Genomic DNA, 17,576 nt, shown 5'->3' with positions numbered 1-17,576 from the left:
CGCTACGACGCCAGCAGCAGGAAGATCGCCGGACGCTTGTGCAGTTCCGGCGCGGCCTGCTTCTTCCAGTCCGCCGCCGTGCGCGTGACGATGGTTTCGCCCGGCAGCGTCAGATCGACGGCGACGCAAATTAGCGTCGATGGCGCGCAGGTTGCGATGAGCCCGTCGAGCATCGCCTTATTGCGATAGGGCGTCTCGATGAAAATCTGCGTCTGATTGGCCTTGCGCGACAGTTGCTCCAGCTCGCGCAGGCGCTTGCCGCGCTCGCCGGCATCGACGGGCAGGTAGCCGTTGAACGCGAAGCTCTGGCCGTTCATGCCGGACGCCATCAGCGCGAGCAGAATCGAGCTCGGTCCGACGAACGGCACCACTTTCACGCCACGCTGATGCGCACGCCGCACGAGCAGCGCGCCAGGATCGGCCACGGCGGGGCAGCCGGCTTCGGAGACCAGGCCCGCATCGGTGCCGGCGAGGATCGGCGCAAGCAGCTTGTCGATTTCCGCGGGCGGCGTTTTCACGTTCAGCTCGCGCACCTCGATTTCCTGAATCGGGCGTTCCGTTCCGACTTTCTTCAGAAAAGCGCGCGTGGTTTTCGCGTTTTCGCCGATGTAATACGCGAGTGCGGCGGCCTGCGCGCGCACCGGCTCGGGCAAAACTTGGGCGAGCGCGTCGGCGTCGCCTTCGCCGAGCGTGTTCGGGATCAGGAACAGAACGCCGCTCATGCAACCCCCAGAACCGGATATCCGGCGTTCGCGAGCATGCCGGTCAGCGCGATCAGCGGCAAACCGATGAGCGCAGTCGGATCTTCGGACTCGATGGCTTCCAGCAACGCGATGCCGAGGCCCTCGGCCTTCGCGCTGCCAGCGCAGTCGTACGGTGTTTCCGCACGCAGATAGGCTTCGATCTGCGGGTCCGAATAGCGGCGAAAGCGAACGCGCGTGACGATATCGGCGGATTGCGCGTCGCCCGTGCGGCTGTCGAACAGGCATAGCGCGCTGTGGAATTGAACGCTGCGGCCGCGCATCGCCTGAAGCTGCGCGACGGCTTTTTCATGCGTGCCGGGCTTGCCGATCTGCTTTCCGTCGAAGGTCGCGACCTGATCGGAGCCAATCACGAGCGCGCCCGCGCCGTCCTCGATGCGTCCGACCGCCGCACGCGCCTTGGCGATCGAGAGCCGCACGGCGGTTGCTTCGGGCGTTTCGCCGGCGAGCGGCGTTTCATCGATATCGGGCGTGACGACATCGAAAGGAATGCGCAGGCGTTGCAGCAATTCGCGCCGGTAGGGCGAGCTGGACGCCAGAATCAGGCGTGGCGGCGAGTTTGAAGCGTCGGACATGGATGGATCAGCAAGGATGAATGTAAAAACGACGGGCAGTGGACCGGTTCTTAAGTGTTTGACTCGAAAGAACAAAGCCGATATGATTTTGGGCTTTTCATCGGTACGTGCGCTTGCAGGTCTTTGCGCCCGACGCCGGTGGACCCCGGTGGCAAAGCGGTCGGAAGCAGCTCAGAAAAGCATCGCAGCAAGTACGAGTGCGGCATGAATCCAGCACGAATGCCGGTGCGATGCAAATTCGGGCAAGCCACGCCTGCCTCGAAGCGGCGTCGCGGTGCATACTGAACGCTCACCGGAAGCACTAACCCAGCAAGGCCAAGCAGGGAGCGCACATGACTCAGAATCCTGGCAAACCTGTGAGCCCCGCCGATCTGCGCGCGCTCGACATTTATGACTTCGCCGAGAGCGGCAGGCAGGCGGCCGGCGCGCTACGCGCGTCGCAGATGCCGCGCATGTTAGCCGAAGTGCCGGCAGATGTGCCAGATCGCGACACCGTGTTCACCTGGCAGGGCGAGGGCTCGACCCAGCCGGAACTGCAGGACGACGGCACGGACGCGCCACAGCCTTATCTGCGCCTCGCGGTGCACGGCTCGGTGTGGCTCACGTGCCAGCGCTGTCTTCAGCCGTATTCGCAACATCTCGATGTTGATGCAACGTATCGGATCGTGGCGACGGAAGAAGAAGCGGACGAATATCCGCTCGACGACGATGAAGTGGAAGTGATCGTAGGCTCGCGCCAGTTCGATCTCGTCGACTTGATCGAAGAGGAATTGCTGTTGTCGTTGCCGCTCGTGCCGAAGCACAACGTCTGCCCCGAGGTGCATGAAAGCCTGCTCCCGGCCAGCGACGAGGGCGAGGTGGCGGAGGGCGGCGAGCAAGAAGTCGAGAAACCGAATCCGTTCGCCGTGCTGGAAAAGCTCAAATCGAGCGATCCGGACGGCAAGAAGCATTGATGTAGCGAAAGCGGGGAAGTATCCGCTGAACGCGAACTCCCGCTTCAGGCGGTGGGCCATGCGGCCCTGAAGTTCCTCCGCGAACGCGGAGATGGACCTCTCCCTGTGTTAGAATTCGCAAAATTTTTCTGGAGTAATCATGGCAGTTCAGCAAAACAAGAAGTCGCCGTCGAAGCGCGGCATGCACCGTTCCCACGACTTCCTCGGCGCAGCGCCGCTGGCTGTCGAGCCGAGCACGGGTGAGGTGCATCTGCGTCACCACGTGAGCCCGAACGGGTACTATCGTGGCAAGAAAGTCGTCAAGACGAAGAACGACTAAGCGTTCAGCAGCGCTTGAAGCGCCTGTCGGAACCGTTCTGCGGGCGCCCGGGCGCAACTCGCTCTTGACACTTTCCCGGTACGACGAGAAGGCGGCATTTCACTGCCGCTTTTTTGTGCCCGAAATTCGTCGCGTTCCATGACTGTAAAGATAACCATCGACTGCATGGGAGGCGACCACGGCCCGGCCGTGACCGTTCCCGCTGCCGTCAGTTTCGTGCGCTCGCATCCCGACGCACATCTCATGCTCGTCGGTCTCGAGCAGCCCATCCGCGCGCAACTGAAGAAGTCGAAGGCTCTCGACGAGCCTCGCCTGACAGTCGTTCCCGCAAGCGAAGTCGTCGCGATGGACGATCCCGTCGAAGTGGCGCTGCGCAAGAAAAAAGATTCGTCGATGCGCGTGGCGCTCAACCTCGTGAAGGACGGCGAGGCGCAGACGTGCATTTCCGCCGGCAATACCGGCGCGCTCATGGCGGTGTCGCGGTATGTGCTGAAAACGCTCGCCGGCATCGAACGTCCGGCCATCGCGTTCGCGATGCCGAGCCAGAAGGGCTATACCACCGTGCTCGATCTGGGCGCCAACGTCGATTGCGAACCTGGGCATCTGCTGCAGTTCGCCGAGATGGGCCACGCGCTCGTGGCGGCGATCGAAGGCCGTGAGCGGCCCACCATCGGCCTGCTCAATATCGGCGAAGAAGTCATCAAGGGCAACGAAACGATCAAGCGCGCGGGCGAGCTCCTGCGCGCGAGCACGCTCAACTTCTACGGCAACGTGGAAGGCAACGACATCTATAAAGGCACGACCGATGTCGTCGTGTGCGACGGCTTCGTCGGCAATGTCGCGCTGAAGACCTCCGAGGGTCTCGCGAAGATGCTCGCCGACATCATCAAGGAAGAGTTCAGCCGCAACTTCGCGTCAAAGCTGATGGCGCTCGTCGCGCTGCCCGTTCTCAAGCGTTTCAAAAAGCGTGTCGATCCCGCGCAATATAACGGCGCCGCGTTGCTCGGCCTGCGCGGGCTCGTGATCAAAAGTCACGGCTCGGCCGAGGCCTTCGGGTTTGAGTGGGCTATCAAACGCGGGTATGATGCCGTCAAAAATGGCGTGCTCGAGCGCCTGGTGCGCGCGATGGAAGAGAACGCGCCCGCCGCGCGCGCGACCGAGGCGCCCGACGCTTCCGGCATCGCGGCTCAACAGCCTGCTTCACAGCCTGCTGTACAGCCGAACCCACCGGACCAACCCGGTACTGCGCTACATTCGAAGGCATAATGGCTCAATCCAATCTTTACTCTCGCGTGCTGGGCACCGGCAGCTTTCTGCCGTCCGAGCGCGTCACGAATCAGGACTTGGCGGACCGTCTCGCGAAGCAGGGCGTCGAGACGAGTGACGAATGGATCGTCGCGCGCACCGGCATTCACGCGCGTCACTTCGCGGCTCCGAATCAAACCACCAGCGACCTCGCGCTCATCGCTTCCCAGAAGGCGATCGAAGCGGCCGGCATCGATCCTCAATCGATCGATCTGATCATCGTCGCGACCTCTACGCCGGACTTCGTTTTCCCGAGCACCGCGTGTCTGCTGCAGAACAAGCTCGGCATCAGGAACAACGGCGCGGCCTTCGACGTGCAGGCCGTGTGCTCCGGCTTTGCGTATGGCGTCGCGACGGCGGACAGCTTCATTCGCAGCGGCCTGAACCGCACGGCGCTCGTCGTCGGCGCGGAAACGTTCTCCCGCATTCTCGATTTCAACGATCGCACCACCTGCGTGCTGTTCGGCGATGGCGCGGGCGCGGTCGTGCTGCAGGCGTCGGAAGAGCCGGGCGTGCTGTCGAGCGCGCTGCATGCGGACGGCAGCTATTCCGACATTCTCTGCACGCCGGGCAACGTCAACGGCGGCGTGATCGAAGGCACGGCGTTCCTGCACATGGACGGGCAGGCCGTGTTCAAGCTCGCGGTCAACGTGCTCGAAAAGGTCGCGCTCGAAGCGCTCGACAAGGCGAAGCTCACCGCTGAAGACATCGACTGGCTGATTCCGCATCAGGCCAATATCCGCATCATGCAGAGCACGGCGCGCAAGCTGCGTCTGCCGCCCGAGCGCATGGTCGTGACGGTCGGCGAGCACGGCAACACGTCGGCCGCCTCGATCCCGCTCGCGCTCGACGTCGCCGTGCGCGACGGCCGCATCAAGCGCGGCGACAACGTGCTGATCGAAGGCGTGGGCGGCGGCTTCACGTGGGGCGCGTCGGTCATCCGCTATTGAGCGTTTATCGATCCCCTTACTCATTCCCCTCTACTCATTCGCAACTGATCCCACTTCATCGCCGACCCCGCGCGCTCGCGTAGCGCGCGGTCCGTGAAGGCATCGCGGATCATTCCAATCAACGAGGACGATATGAAATTTGCGTTCGTTTTCCCCGGACAAGGCTCGCAGTCGATCGGCATGCTTGGCGGATTCGCCGATCACGCCATCGTGCGCGAGACCGTGCAGCAGGCCTCCGACGCACTCGGCCAGGATCTCGGCAAGCTGATCGCCGAAGGCCCCGCGGAAGAGCTCAACCTGACGACGAACACGCAGCCCGTCATGCTGACGGCGGCCTACGCGATCTACCGCGTGTGGGAAAAGGAAACGGGCCTCACGCCCGCCATCGTCGCGGGTCACAGCCTTGGTGAATACACCGCGCTCGTCGCGGCTGGCGCGCTCGCCTTCGCCGACGCGGTGCCGCTCGTGCGCTTCCGTGCGCAGGCGATGCAAAGCGCAGTTCCCGTAGGCCAGGGCGGCATGGCCGCGATCCTCGGCCTCGACGACGACACCGTACGCGCGGTCTGCGCCGAAGCATCGTCGGCGGGCGTCGTCGAAGCGGTGAACTTCAACGCGCCCGCGCAAGTGGTCATCGCGGGCAGCAAGGCCGCTGTCGAGAAGGCATGCGAAGTGGCGAAGGCGAAGGGCGCGAAGCGCGCACTGCCGCTGCCGGTGTCCGCGCCGTTCCATTCGTCGCTGCTCAAGCCGGCGTCGGATCAGTTGCGCGACTATCTCACGAAAGTCGAGATCAAATCGCCGCGGATTCCGCTGATCAATAACGTCGATGTCGCCGTGGTCTCCGATCCCGCCGCGATCAGGGACGCGCTCGTGCGTCAGGCCGCCGGTCCGGTGCGCTGGGTCGAGTGCGTGCAGGCGATGGCGAAGGACGGCGTCACGCACGTTATCGAATGCGGTCCGGGCAAGGTGCTCGCGGGTCTGACGAAGCGCATCGACGGCAATCTCGTCGGTGGCTCGATCTTCGATCCGGCATCGCTCGAAGAGACGCGCAAACTGATCGCTGGATAAAGGACGAGAATATGAGCCTGGAAAACCAAGTAGCAATCGTCACGGGCGCGTCGCGCGGCATCGGACGCGCGATCGCGCTCGAACTCGCAAAGCAGGGCGCGACGGTCATCGGCACGGCGACGAGCGAAAGCGGCGCGGCCGGCATCGGCGAAGCCTTGCAGCAGGCGGGCGCAAAGGGTCGCGGCGCGGTGCTGAACGTGAACGATGCGGCGTCGAGCGATGCGTTCATCGACGGTATCGTGAAGGAATTCGGCGGCCTGAACATCCTCGTGAACAATGCGGGCATCACGAAGGATCAGCTCGCGATGCGTATGAAGGACGACGAATTCGACGCCGTCATCGACACGAATCTGCGCGCGGTCTTCCGCCTGTCGCGCGCCGTGCTGCGCCCGATGATGAAGGCGCGCGGCGGGCGCATCATCAACATCACGTCGGTGGTCGGTTCGTCGGGCAATCCGGGTCAGGCCAACTACGCGGCGGCGAAGGCCGGCGTCGCGGGCATGACGCGCGCGCTCGCGCGTGAAATCGGCAGCCGCGGCATTACCGTGAACTGCATCGCGCCGGGTTTCATCGACACGGACATGACGAAGGTTCTGCCGGAAGAGCAGCGCGCCGCGCTCACCGCGACTATCCCGCTTGGCCGACTGGGCGCGCCCGAAGACATCGCGCATGCTGTGGCGTTCCTGGCATCGCCTTTTGCCGGCTATATCACCGGCACGACGCTGCATGTGAACGGCGGCATGTACATGTAAGGCCTTAATAGGCATTTCACCGAAATTCGCTTAATATCCGCGCCGGGACGGGCGCGCAAAATGCTCGGACGAACATCGTGCGCACCGCGCCTGCGCGGCAGTGAAGAATCGATGCAAAGCCGTCGGCAGCCGTCTTGATGAAGGGCGCCGGACAGTAGAGCATGGAACTGACGCGCCGTATTTTGCGGGTTCAAACCTGATAAAATGCGCGCACTCGTATTTTTGAACTTTTTTCCCCTCGGAGGGCTGCATGGACAACATCGAACAGCGCGTGAAGAAGATCGTCGCCGAACAACTGGGCGTGGCGGAAGCCGAAATCAAGAACGAAGCATCGTTCGTGAACGATCTGGGCGCTGACTCGCTCGATACGGTCGAACTCGTCATGGCGCTGGAAGACGAATTCGGCATGGAAATTCCCGATGAAGAGGCCGAAAAGATCACCACGGTTCAGCAGGCGATCGATTACGCTCGCGCGAACGTCAAGGCCTGAGGCCGGACGCGCCAGCGACTCATCGCTCAACCAGCTTGAAGCATTCGTCGCTGCAGACCGATTTGACAGCCACAGGGCTCACAGGGCGGTTTCCTGTGGCCGCTGTGGCTTTTGTTTTTCGTCATTTTATGGATAAGGGGTTACCGTGAGCCGTCGTCGAGTTGTTGTTACAGGCCTGGGGCTCGTGTCGCCTGTCGGCAATACTGTTGCCGACGGCTGGGCCAATCTGGTCGCGGGCAAGTCGGGCATCGCCAATATCACGAAGTTCGACGCGACGAACTTCTCCACACGTTTCGCCGGCGAGGTGAAGGGCTTCAATATCGAAGACTACATGCCCGCCAAGGAAGCGCGCCATATGGATACCTTCATCCATTACGGCTTCGCGGCGGGCGTTCAGGCCGTGCAGGACTCGGGCCTCGAAATCACCGATGAAAATTCGGAGCGCGTGGGCGTCGTGGTCGGCTCGGGCATTGGCGGCCTGCCGATGATCGAAGTCACGCAGACCGAGTTGCTCAATCGCGGTCCGCGCCGCATTTCGCCGTTCTTCGTGCCCGCGTCGATCATCAACATGATCTCCGGCCATCTGTCGATCCGCTTCGGTCTGAAGGGCCCGAATCTGTCGATGGTCACGGCCTGCACCACCGGCCTGCACTGTATCGGCGAGGCATCGCGCCTGATCGAATACGGTGACGCCGACGTGATGATCGCGGGCGGCGCGGAAGCAACCGTCTCTCCGCTCGGTATCGGCGGTTTCGCGGCGGCGCGCGCGCTGTCGCAGCGCAATGACGACCCGGCCACCGCCAGCCGTCCGTGGGATACGGACCGCGACGGCTTCGTGCTCGGCGAAGGCGCGGGCGTGATGGTGCTCGAAGAGTACGAGCATGCGAAGGCGCGCGGCGCGAAGATCTACGCGGAAGTGCTCGGCTACGGCATGAGCGGCGACGCGTATCACATGACCGCGCCGCCGGAAGACGGCGACGGCGGCCGCCGCGCAATGGTCAACGCGATGAAAAACGCGCGGATCAATGCCGACGAGGTGAACTACGTCAACGCGCACGGCACGTCGACGCCGCTCGGCGATATTGCCGAGACGATCGGCATCACGCGCGCGCTCGGCGATCAGGCGAAGAAGGCCGTCGTCAACTCCACCAAGTCGATGACCGGTCACCTGCTGGGCGGCGCGGGCGGCCTGGAGTCGGTGTTCACCGTGCTGGCGATCCACAATCAGGTGTCGCCGCCGACCATCAACATCTTCAACCAGGATCCGAAGTGCGACCTGGACTACTGCGCGAACACCGCGCGGGACATGAAGATCGACGTGGCGGTGAAGAACTCGTTCGGCTTCGGCGGCACGAACGGCTCGCTCGTCTTCAAGCGTCATCAGTAAACGCGGCGCGCTCGTCGGATCGGGGTCGAAATGGCGAGCGCGTTCGTAGATCGGCCGCATGGCGATGGAAACGTCGCGATGCGGCCGTCGCGCTTTTTGCGTGGCGCGATGCTCGGACTCCTGGGCGTGGCGAGCGCCTCGGTATTCCAGTGCGTTTTTGCGCACACGGAACACGCCGGGCACGCGGCCGTAGCGTGCGCGGTGACGCTTGCGGCGCTCGGACTCGCGTCGTATCGATGGATGCGCGCTCGACCGGTTGCCATCGGCCTGCATCCGGACGGCGTCACGCTCTTCACCCGCGAGGGCGAAACGCGCCACATGCAGATCGCGGGATGCGCGCAATGGAGCGATCTGCTGCTCGCGCTGACGCTTTCCGGCGTGCGCGGTCGCCGCGAGACGCTGCTCGTGCCGGCCGATTCCGTCGACGCCGGCACCTTCCGCCAGCTCGCCGTTCAGGCGCGCCGCGCCGCCGCTTCCCACCTGTAACGACTGTAACGGCGCATGAGCGTTCCGGTTGCCTTACAGGCGGTAACGCTACAATAGCCGTCCGCCCAACTTCCCCAAGCTAATCGGATTTCCCAGGTGAGTGAAAAAGAAATCGACCAATTGCTGGTCGAACGTGTCCAGAAGGGTGACAAGGCCGCGTTCGAACTGCTGGTCGCCAAATACCACCGCAAGATCATTCGACTGATCTCGCGCCTCGTGCGCGACCCCGCCGAGGTCGAGGACGTCGCCCAGGACGCCTTCATCAAGGCCTACCGCGCGCTGCCCCAGTTTCGCGGCGAATCGGCGTTCTATACATGGCTGTACCGGATTGCGGTCAACACCGCAAAGAATTACCTTGCGACCCAGGGCCGCCGCGCTCCCACTTCTACCGAAGCCGATGCTGAAGAAGCGGAAACTTTCTCAGACGCGGACCAACTAAGGGATATCAACACGCCCGAGTCGATGTTGATGAGCAAGCAGATTGCTCAGACGGTCAACGCCGCGATGGCGTTGCTGCCGGAGGAACTGCGCACGGCCATCACGCTCCGGGAAATTGAAGGACTGAGCTACGAAGAAATCGCCGAAATGATGAATTGCCCTATCGGCACCGTCAGATCGAGAATTTTTCGTGCTCGCGAAGCCATTGCGGCAAAATTGCGTCCGTTGTTGGACACTCCCGAGGGTAAGCGCTGGTAGGCGGCAATCCACGGGGCAGGGACGCGATATCTGGGTTAGTTGGTGTCACTACGGGGTGGGGTCAAAGATGGGGCGCATCATGGGGTCGGTCTCGATGCAAAATCAAACACAGGCGGGTTCGCGCAGCGAGCGCATGTCGGCATTCGTCGACGGTGAATCGCTCGACGAGATTGGCAGCGTCAGCCAGTTTCTCGCCGAACTGAAAAGCGACGAACGCGCGGCGTGGTCGCAATATCATTTGATCGGCGACGCCCTGCGCTCCGACGATCTCGCGGTCAGCCCGGCGCGCAGCAGCGCGTTCATGGCCGTATTTTCCGAACGTTTCGAAGCCGAGGCGCATGTCTTCGCCCCGGCTGCGCTGCCCGCGGCGGCGTCGAAACCGCGTGGCGGCATGCTGCGCCGTCGCGTGATGCCGGCTTTTGCCGTGGCTGCGGCGGCCGCGACGCTGACGTGGATCGTCGTGCCGCAACTGCAAGGCGTGGACAGCCGTTCCGGCACGCAGGTGGCGAGCGTCGCACCGGCGGCGGATTCGATGCAGCGCGTCGCGATGGCGTCCGTGCCGGCTGCGACCGTGCGCGCGCCGATCGTCGAGGCGAACATCATCCGCGACGCCAGTCTCGACCAGTACCTCGAAGCGCATCAGCAGTTCTCTCAACAGCCTGTGATGCCCGGTTCCATGCCCTTGATTCGCGCCGCGGCTACATCGCAAGGTCAATAATTTAATGCCGAGTGTGCGGTTGAATAAAACGAACTATTGGGGGCGGCTGCCGGCGTTGATGCTCTGTGCAGCCGCGTTGTTGACGGCGGCATCGAGCGCGTTCGCTCAGGGAGACGATCCCGCCGCTGTCCGCAAGACAGCCGCCGGCCTGCTCAACCGCATTCATGAAGCGGCCCAGCAGCAGAATTACGAAGGCACATTCGTCTATCAGCGCGGCGCGACGGTTCAGTCGTCGCGCATCACGCATGTCGCCACGCGCGGCGACGGCGAGTACGAATCGCTCGAAAGTCTCGACGGCGCGCCGCGCAAGATGCTGCGTCACGACGACGACATGTTCACGTTCGTCCCCGAGCGGCATTTGCTCGTGGTCGAGCATCGGCAAAACCGGGACTCGTTCCCGGCATTGCTCGCGACGAGCGGCGATCAGGTGCTGTCCGTCTACGAGCCGAAGCTGTTGGGCAGCGACCGCGTCGCGGGCGTCGACAGCCAGGTGATCGAGCTCGATCCGAAAGATTCCTATCGTTTCGCCTACAAACTCTGGGCCGATGCCAAAACCGGTCTGCTGCTGCGCGCGCAGACGCTCGATCCGGATGGTCAGGTGCTCGAGCAGTTGTCGTTCTCGCAGGTGCGCATCGGCGGGCCGATCGACAAGGCGCCCATCGCGAACGGCATTCGCAGCACGTCCGGCTGGACCATCGTGCGGCCGCCAGTACAGCCGGTGGACATGGAAGGACAGGGCTGGCAACTGACGCCCAATATCGCGGGCTTTCGAAAGATCCGCGAGCTGCGCCGTCCGATGGCGTCGAGCCAGCAAGGCCAGCCGCCGATCCCGGTCGATCAGGCCGTGTTCTCGGACGGTCTCGCCACGATCTCCGTTTTCGTCGAGCCGGTGGAGAAAAATACGCGCAAGGAAGGCGCGGGCAATAGCGGCGCCACGCATGTGCTGGTGAAGCGTCGCGGGGATTTCTGGATCACCTTGCTGGGTGAAGTGCCGCAAGCCACATTGCAGCAATTTGCTTCTACCATAGAATACAAGCCTTCCAAGTAATTCTGTTCCCGGCCTCCAACCTATGAGCAACTTCTCGCTGCGCAAGTTCATCGCGGCCGCGGCGCTCGCCGTGTGCCTGCCGTTCGTATCACAATCTGCGTCAGCGGCGCCCACGGTGAACTTGCCGGACTTCACGACACTCGTCGATAAAGTGGGGCCCTCGGTCGTGAACATTCGCACGACCTCGCGCGTCGGTTCCGGCAGCGAGCTGCGCGGACTGCCGCCCGGCCTCGACGAGGGCGACATGTCCGAGTTCTTCCGACGCTTCTTCGGCATTCCGATGCCGGGCCAGCCGCCGCGCGGCGGTGGCGGAGGCGGCGGTGGCGGCGGAAGCCAGGGCGATCAGGGCAAGGGCGGCAGCCGCAATGCGCCTGACGACAACCAGGACAACTCGGAACAAAGCAGCGGCGTCGGCTCGGGCTTCATCCTGTCGACGGACGGCTACGTGATGACCAACGCGCACGTCGTCGACGACGCGGACACCATCTACGTCACGCTCACCGACAAGCGCGAGTTCAAGGCGCGGCTCGTCGGCGTGGACGAGCGCACGGACGTGGCCGTCGTGAAGATCAGCGCGACGAATCTGCCGGCCATCACCATCGGCGATTCGAACAAGGTGCGTGTCGGCGAGTGGGTGCTCGCGATCGGTTCGCCGTTCGGCCTCGACAACACGGTGACCGCGGGCATCGTCAGCGCCAAGGGGCGCGACACGGGCGACTATCTGCCGTTCATCCAGACCGATGTCGCCGTGAATCCGGGCAACTCGGGCGGTCCGCTCATCAACATGGCGGGCGAGGTGATCGGCATCAACTCGCAGATCTACAGCCGCACGGGCGGCTTCATGGGCATCTCGTTCGCGATTCCGATCGATGAAGCGATGCGCGTCGCGGACCAGCTGAAGACGTCGGGCAAGGTCGTGCGCGGGCGCATCGCGGTGGCGATCGGCGAGGTCACGAAGGACGTCGCGGATTCGCTCGGGCTGCCGAAGGCGCAAGGCGCGCTGGTGTCGAGCGTCGAACCGAACGGCCCTGCTGACAAAGCGGGCGTCCAGCCGGGCGACATCATCACGAAGTTCAACGGCGTGAATGTCGATACCGCGACGGATCTGCCGCGCATGGTCGGCGATACCAAGCCGGGCACGAAGACCACGCTCACGATCTGGCGCAAGGGCCAGACGCGCGATCTGTCGATCACGGTCACCGAGATGCAGCCGGACAAGGTCGCGAAGACCGAGCAGAAGAAGTCGCCGCAGCCGAAGGAGCGCGCGAGCAATTCGCTCGGTCTCGCGGTGAGCGACATTCCGGCGGATCAGAAGAAGGCGCTCAAGCTGTCGAGCGGCGTTCAGGTCGATGCCGTGGAAGGGCCGGCGGCGCGCGCGGGATTTCAGAAGGGCGACATCATCATGCGCCTCGGCGATACGGATATCACGAGCGCGAAGCAGTTCCAGGAAGTCGCGCAAGGTCTGGACGCCAGCAAGATGGTCGCGGTGCTCGTGCGCCGTGGCGACAACACGCAGTTCGTGCCGCTGCGCCCGCGCGTGCCGCCGCAAAAGTAAGCGCGATGACGTCGAAGCCGGGCGCGACCTTCACCCTGTACGGGCGCGCCTGGTGTCATCTGTGCGAGGACATGCGCGCGGAGCTGGAGCCGATCGCGGCTCGGCATGGCCTGGGCGTCGAATGGATCGATATCGACGAAGATCCGCTGCTGGAGGCGCGCTATGACGAACGCGTGCCCGTGCTTACGCTCGATGGCGTCGAGTTGTGCCAGTACCGCCTCGATGTCGACGCGGTGCATGCGGCGCTGAGCCAGCGCGGCGCGCACGCGTCGTGAACCGGTCTGAGCCGAATTCCTCCGGGGCAACCCCGTTTTCGGCTAAAATGCAGAAGTTTTCCCCAAATTTTCAAGGCGTGCTCCGCGTTGGTGAGGGCGCGCCTTTTTCGCTTGATCGGCACTGAATGAATCATATTCGCAACTTTTCGATCATTGCGCACATCGACCACGGTAAATCCACGCTGGCCGACCGCATCATCCAGCTGTGCGGCGGCTTGTCCGATCGTGAGATGGAAGCGCAGGTGCTCGATTCGATGGACCTCGAACGCGAGCGCGGCATTACGATCAAGGCGCAGACCGCGGCGCTTTCCTACAAGGCGCGCGACGGCCAGGTCTACAACCTCAATCTGATCGATACCCCAGGGCACGTCGACTTCTCCTACGAAGTCAGCCGTTCGCTGTCCGCGTGCGAAGGCGCGCTGCTCGTCGTCGATGCGTCGCAGGGCGTCGAGGCACAGACGGTCGCGAACTGCTACACGGCGATCGAACTGGGCGTCGAAGTCGTGCCGGTGCTGAACAAGATCGATCTGCCGGCGGCGAATCCCGAGAACGCGATCGCGGAGATCGAGGACGTGATCGGCATCGATGCGACCGACGCCGTGCATTGCAGCGCGAAAACCGGTCTCGGTGTGGAAGACGTGCTCGAATCGCTGATCGCGAAAGTGCCGCCGCCGAAGGGCGATCCGGACGCACCGCTGCAGGCGCTCATCATCGATTCCTGGTTCGACAATTACGTTGGCGTCGTCATGCTGATGCGGATCGTCAACGGCACGTTGAAGCCGAAAGACAAGATCAAGATGATGGCGACCGAGGCGCAATACCCGGTCGAGAATCTCGGCGTGTTCGCGCCCAAATCGACCAGCCTGCCGCAACTGTCGGCGGGGCAGGTGGGCTTCGTGATCGCGGGCATCAAGGAGCTGACGGCCGCGAAGGTGGGCGACACCGTCACCATCGCGAACCGTCCCGCCACCGAACCGCTGCCGGGCTTCAAGGAAGTGAAGCCGCAGGTGTTCGCGGGTCTGTATCCGGTCGAAGCGAACCAGTACGACGCGCTGCGCGAATCGCTCGAAAAGCTGCGGCTCAACGACGCCTCGCTGCAATACGAGCCGGAAGTCTCGCAGGCGCTCGGCTTCGGTTTCCGCTGCGGCTTCCTCGGCCTTCTGCACATGGAAATCGTGCAGGAACGGCTCGAGCGCGAGTTCGACATGGATCTCATCACCACCGCGCCGACGGTGATCTACGAAGTCCAGCAGCGCGACGGCACGACGATCTCGGTCGAGAATCCGGCGAAGATGCCGGAGCCGCCGAAGATCGAGGAAGTGCGCGAGCCGATCGTCACGGTGAACCTGTACATGCCGCAGGAGTATGTCGGCTCGGTCATCACGCTGTGCACGAACAAGCGCGGCACGCAGATCAACATGCAGTACCACGGCCGCCAGGTGCAGCTCACGTACGAAATCCCGATGGCGGAAATCGTGCTCGACTTCTTCGATCGCCTGAAGTCGACGTCGCGCGGCTATGCGTCGATGGACTACGAGTTCAAGGAGTATCGCGCGGCCGACGTGGTCAAGGTCGATATGCTCATCAACGGCGACAAGGTCGATGCGCTGTCGGTCATCGTGCACCGTTCGCAGAGCCAGCATCGCGGCCGCGAAGTGGCGTCGAAGATGCGCGAGCTGATTCCGCGCCAGATGTACGACGTGGCGATTCAGGCGACCATCGGTTCGAACATCATCGCGCGCGAGAACATCAAGGCATTGCGCAAGAACGTGCTCGCGAAGTGTTACGGCGGCGACATCTCGCGCAAGAAGAAGCTGCTCGAGAAGCAGAAGGCCGGCAAGAAGCGCATGAAGCAGGTCGGTTCGGTCGAAATCCCGCAAGAGGCTTTCCTGGCGATCCTGCGCGTCGACGAGTGACGTTCGCGTCGTTCCACGCGCTTAGTCCGCCGCGAAGCAAACAACGATAACAACTGGAAGCGATTGATGAATTTCGCACTGATTCTTTTGATTCTCGTCGTCTTGACGGGTATTGCATGGGTGCTCGACAAGCTGGTGTTTCTGCCGCAACGGCGCCGCGCCGCCGAGTCCGCGGTGGCCGAGTTCGACCGCCAGCAGGAGCGCGTGGGCGAGCGTTTCGCCGATGAAAACGCCAACCAGACGCGTGCCCGCCTGCGTGACGACAAGCTGCGTCAGCCGTGGTGGCTCGAATACACGGCAAGCTTCTTTCCGGTGATTCTCGCGGTGTTCGTGGTGCGCTCGTTCATCATCGAGCCGTTCAAGATTCCGTCCGGCTCGATGGTCCCGACGCTGCTCGTCGGCGACTTCATTTTGGTCAACAAGTACGAGTACGGCCTGCGTCTGCCGATCACCAACACCAAGATGACGAACGGCAGCCCCCTCACGCGCGGCGACGTCGTGGTGTTCCGCTATCCGAAGGACGAATCGGTCGACTACATCAAGCGCGTGATCGGCCTGCCGGGCGACACGGTCGCGTACGAAGACAAGAAGCTCACGATCAACGGCAAGCCGGTGCCCGAAACCGCGCTGCCCGACTATTTCGATGACGAGCGCATCGGTTACGCGAAGCAGTTCGAAGAAGACCTCGACGGCCGCAAGAACCGCATCCTGAACAACCCTCAGGTGCCGCCGTTCATCGTCGGCGCGGACGACTTTCCGTTCCGCGACAACTGCAACTACAACGCACGCGGCGTCACCTGCAAGGTTCCGCCGGGCAGCTACTTCATGATGGGCGACAACCGCGACAACAGCGCGGACAGCCGCTACTGGGGCTTCGTGCCGGACAAGAACATCGTCGGGCGCGCGTTCTTCATCTGGATGAACTTCAGCAATCTGAAGCGCATCGGCGGCTTCCAGTGACATCCTCGAATGACACACACATCGCCGGCTCGTCTGAAGCAAAGCAGCCGGCGATCTTCATGATCGAATCAAGCTTCGAAACGGCGTGAAGAAGCGCGGCTAACACCGTCTCGGCACGCGTTTTCCGGTGCCGACCGGCGGAATCGTCCGCCTTCGCGCCCGCGTTATACTCTCTCCATGCCATCTTCTCCGTTGGAAAGCCGGCTGCGGTACGAATTTCGCAATGCGGAATTGCTGCGCCAGGCGATGACCCACCGCAGTCACAGCGCCACGCACAATGAACGGCTCGAATTTCTCGGCGATTCCGTTCTAAATTGCGTGGTGGCCGCGCTTTTGTTCCAACGATTCGGAAAACTCGACGAAGGCGACCTGTCGCGCGTGCGCGCAAATCTGGTCAAGCAGCAGTCGCTTTACGAAATTGCGCAGGCGCTGAACGTGTCCGAAGACCTGCGCCTCGGCGAAGGCGAACTGCGCAGCGGCGGTTTCCGCCGTCCGTCGATTCTCGCCGACACGCTCGAAGCCATCTTCGGCGCCATCTTCCTCGACGGCGGTTTCGACGCTGCGTACACCGCCATCAAGCGGCTCTATACGCCGGTGCTGGATCACATCGATCCGCGCACCATCGGCAAAGATGCGAAGACGCTCCTGCAGGAATATCTCCAGGGTCACAAGATCGCACTGCCGACCTACACGGTCATCGCGACGCACGGCGCCGCGCACAATCAGCAATTCGAAGTCGAATGCACGGTGCCGAAGCTCGACGTGAAAGTATCGGGCTCCGGCGCGAGCCGCCGCGCGGCCGAACAGGCGGCAGCAAAGAAGGCGCTCGATGAAGTGATGACCGCCGCGCCGACGCTCGGCATGAAACCGAAGCGCAAAGGCGCGCGCGCGGCGAAGCTGTCTGAGCTCGAAGTGGTGCCCGGCGTCACCGGCATTCAGGCCGCGCTCGATCTGCGCTCGCCCGACCGGCGCGAGCGTCATCACGGATCGCACGGCGCACAGCAGAGCCCGCAGGAGCGGCCCGCCACCGCGCCGCTCGCGGTGATCCGGGCGACGCACGTCGAGCCGTCGGCGGGCGCGTATGCCGCCGCCGACAAAGCGGAGCGAGCCGTAATCCACAAGCCGGAGCACAAGCCGGAAAGAGCGGCGAAGAGCGAAGCGGCGCATGCGCCGGAGCGCAGCGCGCAAGCGGAAAAGCCCGCGCCTTCCCCCGACCGTGACGACGACCACGCGGCCGACACCGAGGCGCGCAACGGCGCCGGTTCGGACGCGCCCGCGGGCCGCATCGTGCGCGCCGCCGACGCCGGTCACTGACGCGCGCCGCCGCGCCCATCGCGCATTCGCGCCCCAACGATTTCTTGCCGC

The 17,576-nt window shown here is 63.4% G+C and carries 19 protein-coding genes; 17 read left to right on the top strand and 2 right to left on the bottom strand.

The genetic code is table 11. From position 1 onward, the window contains the following. Window positions 1–2: 2 nt before the first annotated feature. A complete protein-coding gene (locus AWB74_RS22975) occupies window positions 3–722 on the bottom strand; it encodes an SAM-dependent methyltransferase (protein WP_061149017.1) in 720 nt (239 codons plus the stop codon). Beyond that, on the bottom strand, window positions 719–1,336 hold the full coding sequence (locus AWB74_RS22970; protein WP_061149016.1) for a Maf-like protein: 618 nt from the start codon (window positions 1,334–1,336) through the stop codon (window positions 719–721). The genes AWB74_RS22975 and AWB74_RS22970 overlap by 4 nt, the downstream gene beginning before the upstream one ends. 332 nt (window positions 1,337–1,668) lie before the next feature. Between AWB74_RS22970 and AWB74_RS22965 the strand changes: the two genes are divergently transcribed. From AWB74_RS22965 to rnc, 17 genes are all read left to right on the top strand, one after another. After that, complete coding sequence (locus tag AWB74_RS22965; RefSeq protein ID WP_061149015.1) at window positions 1,669–2,289, top strand: DUF177 domain-containing protein; 621 nt, start codon at window positions 1,669–1,671, stop codon at window positions 2,287–2,289. Between the two features lie 139 nt (window positions 2,290–2,428). Then, window positions 2,429–2,608, top strand: coding sequence for a 50S ribosomal protein L32 (gene rpmF / locus AWB74_RS22960; RefSeq protein ID WP_061149014.1), 180 nt, complete (start codon window positions 2,429–2,431; stop codon window positions 2,606–2,608). A gap of 138 nt (window positions 2,609–2,746) precedes the next feature. After that, the gene (gene plsX, locus AWB74_RS22955; RefSeq protein ID WP_061149013.1) at window positions 2,747–3,874 is read left to right on the top strand and encodes a phosphate acyltransferase PlsX; all 1,128 of its coding nucleotides are present in this window, start codon (window positions 2,747–2,749) and stop codon (window positions 3,872–3,874) included. After that, the gene (locus AWB74_RS22950) at window positions 3,874–4,863 is read left to right on the top strand and encodes a beta-ketoacyl-ACP synthase III (protein WP_061149012.1); all 990 of its coding nucleotides are present in this window, start codon (window positions 3,874–3,876) and stop codon (window positions 4,861–4,863) included. Before plsX ends, AWB74_RS22950 begins: the two co-directional genes overlap by 1 nt. A gap of 132 nt (window positions 4,864–4,995) precedes the next feature. Further along, window positions 4,996–5,928, top strand: a complete 933-nt coding sequence (gene fabD / locus AWB74_RS22945) for an ACP S-malonyltransferase (RefSeq protein WP_061149067.1) — start codon at window positions 4,996–4,998, stop codon at window positions 5,926–5,928. 11 nt (window positions 5,929–5,939) lie between these two features. Continuing rightward, entirely contained in the window at window positions 5,940–6,680 is a 741-nt protein-coding gene (fabG, locus tag AWB74_RS22940) for a 3-oxoacyl-ACP reductase FabG (protein ID WP_061149011.1), read from the top strand. A 250-nt stretch (window positions 6,681–6,930) separates the two neighbouring features. After that, the gene (gene acpP / locus AWB74_RS22935) at window positions 6,931–7,170 is read left to right on the top strand and encodes an acyl carrier protein (RefSeq protein WP_004197638.1); all 240 of its coding nucleotides are present in this window, start codon (window positions 6,931–6,933) and stop codon (window positions 7,168–7,170) included. 145 nt (window positions 7,171–7,315) lie between these two features. Beyond that, on the top strand, window positions 7,316–8,557 hold the full coding sequence (fabF, locus tag AWB74_RS22930; protein WP_061149010.1) for a beta-ketoacyl-ACP synthase II: 1,242 nt from the start codon (window positions 7,316–7,318) through the stop codon (window positions 8,555–8,557). A 30-nt stretch (window positions 8,558–8,587) separates the two neighbouring features. Then, the gene (locus AWB74_RS22925; RefSeq protein ID WP_235024657.1) at window positions 8,588–9,043 is read left to right on the top strand and encodes a protein YgfX; all 456 of its coding nucleotides are present in this window, start codon (window positions 8,588–8,590) and stop codon (window positions 9,041–9,043) included. Window positions 9,044–9,139: 96 nt separating this feature from the next. Further along, window positions 9,140–9,739 (top strand): RNA polymerase sigma factor RpoE, encoded by a 600-nt coding sequence (gene rpoE / locus AWB74_RS22920; RefSeq protein WP_016345879.1) that lies wholly within the window; start codon window positions 9,140–9,142, stop codon window positions 9,737–9,739. A 79-nt stretch (window positions 9,740–9,818) separates the two neighbouring features. After that, window positions 9,819–10,457 carry a sigma-E factor negative regulatory protein gene (locus AWB74_RS22915; RefSeq protein ID WP_061149065.1) on the top strand — a complete coding sequence of 213 codons (639 nt, stop codon included), beginning with the start codon at window positions 9,819–9,821 and terminating at the stop codon, window positions 10,455–10,457. A 4-nt stretch (window positions 10,458–10,461) separates the two neighbouring features. Beyond that, window positions 10,462–11,505 (top strand): MucB/RseB C-terminal domain-containing protein, encoded by a 1,044-nt coding sequence (locus AWB74_RS22910; protein ID WP_061149009.1) that lies wholly within the window; start codon window positions 10,462–10,464, stop codon window positions 11,503–11,505. 22 nt (window positions 11,506–11,527) lie between these two features. Beyond that, window positions 11,528–13,060, top strand: coding sequence for a DegQ family serine endoprotease (locus AWB74_RS22905; RefSeq protein WP_061149008.1), 1,533 nt, complete (start codon window positions 11,528–11,530; stop codon window positions 13,058–13,060). Between the two features lie 5 nt (window positions 13,061–13,065). Further along, a complete protein-coding gene (locus AWB74_RS22900; RefSeq protein WP_061149007.1) occupies window positions 13,066–13,335 on the top strand; it encodes a glutaredoxin family protein in 270 nt (89 codons plus the stop codon). A gap of 125 nt (window positions 13,336–13,460) precedes the next feature. Then, window positions 13,461–15,251 (top strand): translation elongation factor 4, encoded by a 1,791-nt coding sequence (lepA, locus tag AWB74_RS22895; RefSeq protein ID WP_061149006.1) that lies wholly within the window; start codon window positions 13,461–13,463, stop codon window positions 15,249–15,251. Window positions 15,252–15,317: 66 nt separating this feature from the next. Further along, complete coding sequence (lepB, locus tag AWB74_RS22890) at window positions 15,318–16,211, top strand: signal peptidase I (RefSeq protein WP_061149005.1); 894 nt, start codon at window positions 15,318–15,320, stop codon at window positions 16,209–16,211. A 177-nt stretch (window positions 16,212–16,388) separates the two neighbouring features. Next, on the top strand, window positions 16,389–17,525 hold the full coding sequence (gene rnc / locus AWB74_RS22885; RefSeq protein ID WP_061149004.1) for a ribonuclease III: 1,137 nt from the start codon (window positions 16,389–16,391) through the stop codon (window positions 17,523–17,525). The last annotated feature ends 51 nt before the right edge of the window (window positions 17,526–17,576 follow it).

The organism is Caballeronia arvi, from assembly GCF_001544695.2.
Classification (GTDB): domain Bacteria; phylum Pseudomonadota; class Gammaproteobacteria; order Burkholderiales; family Burkholderiaceae; genus Caballeronia; species Caballeronia arvi.
This window is presented reverse-complemented; position numbering and strand designations above follow the sequence as displayed.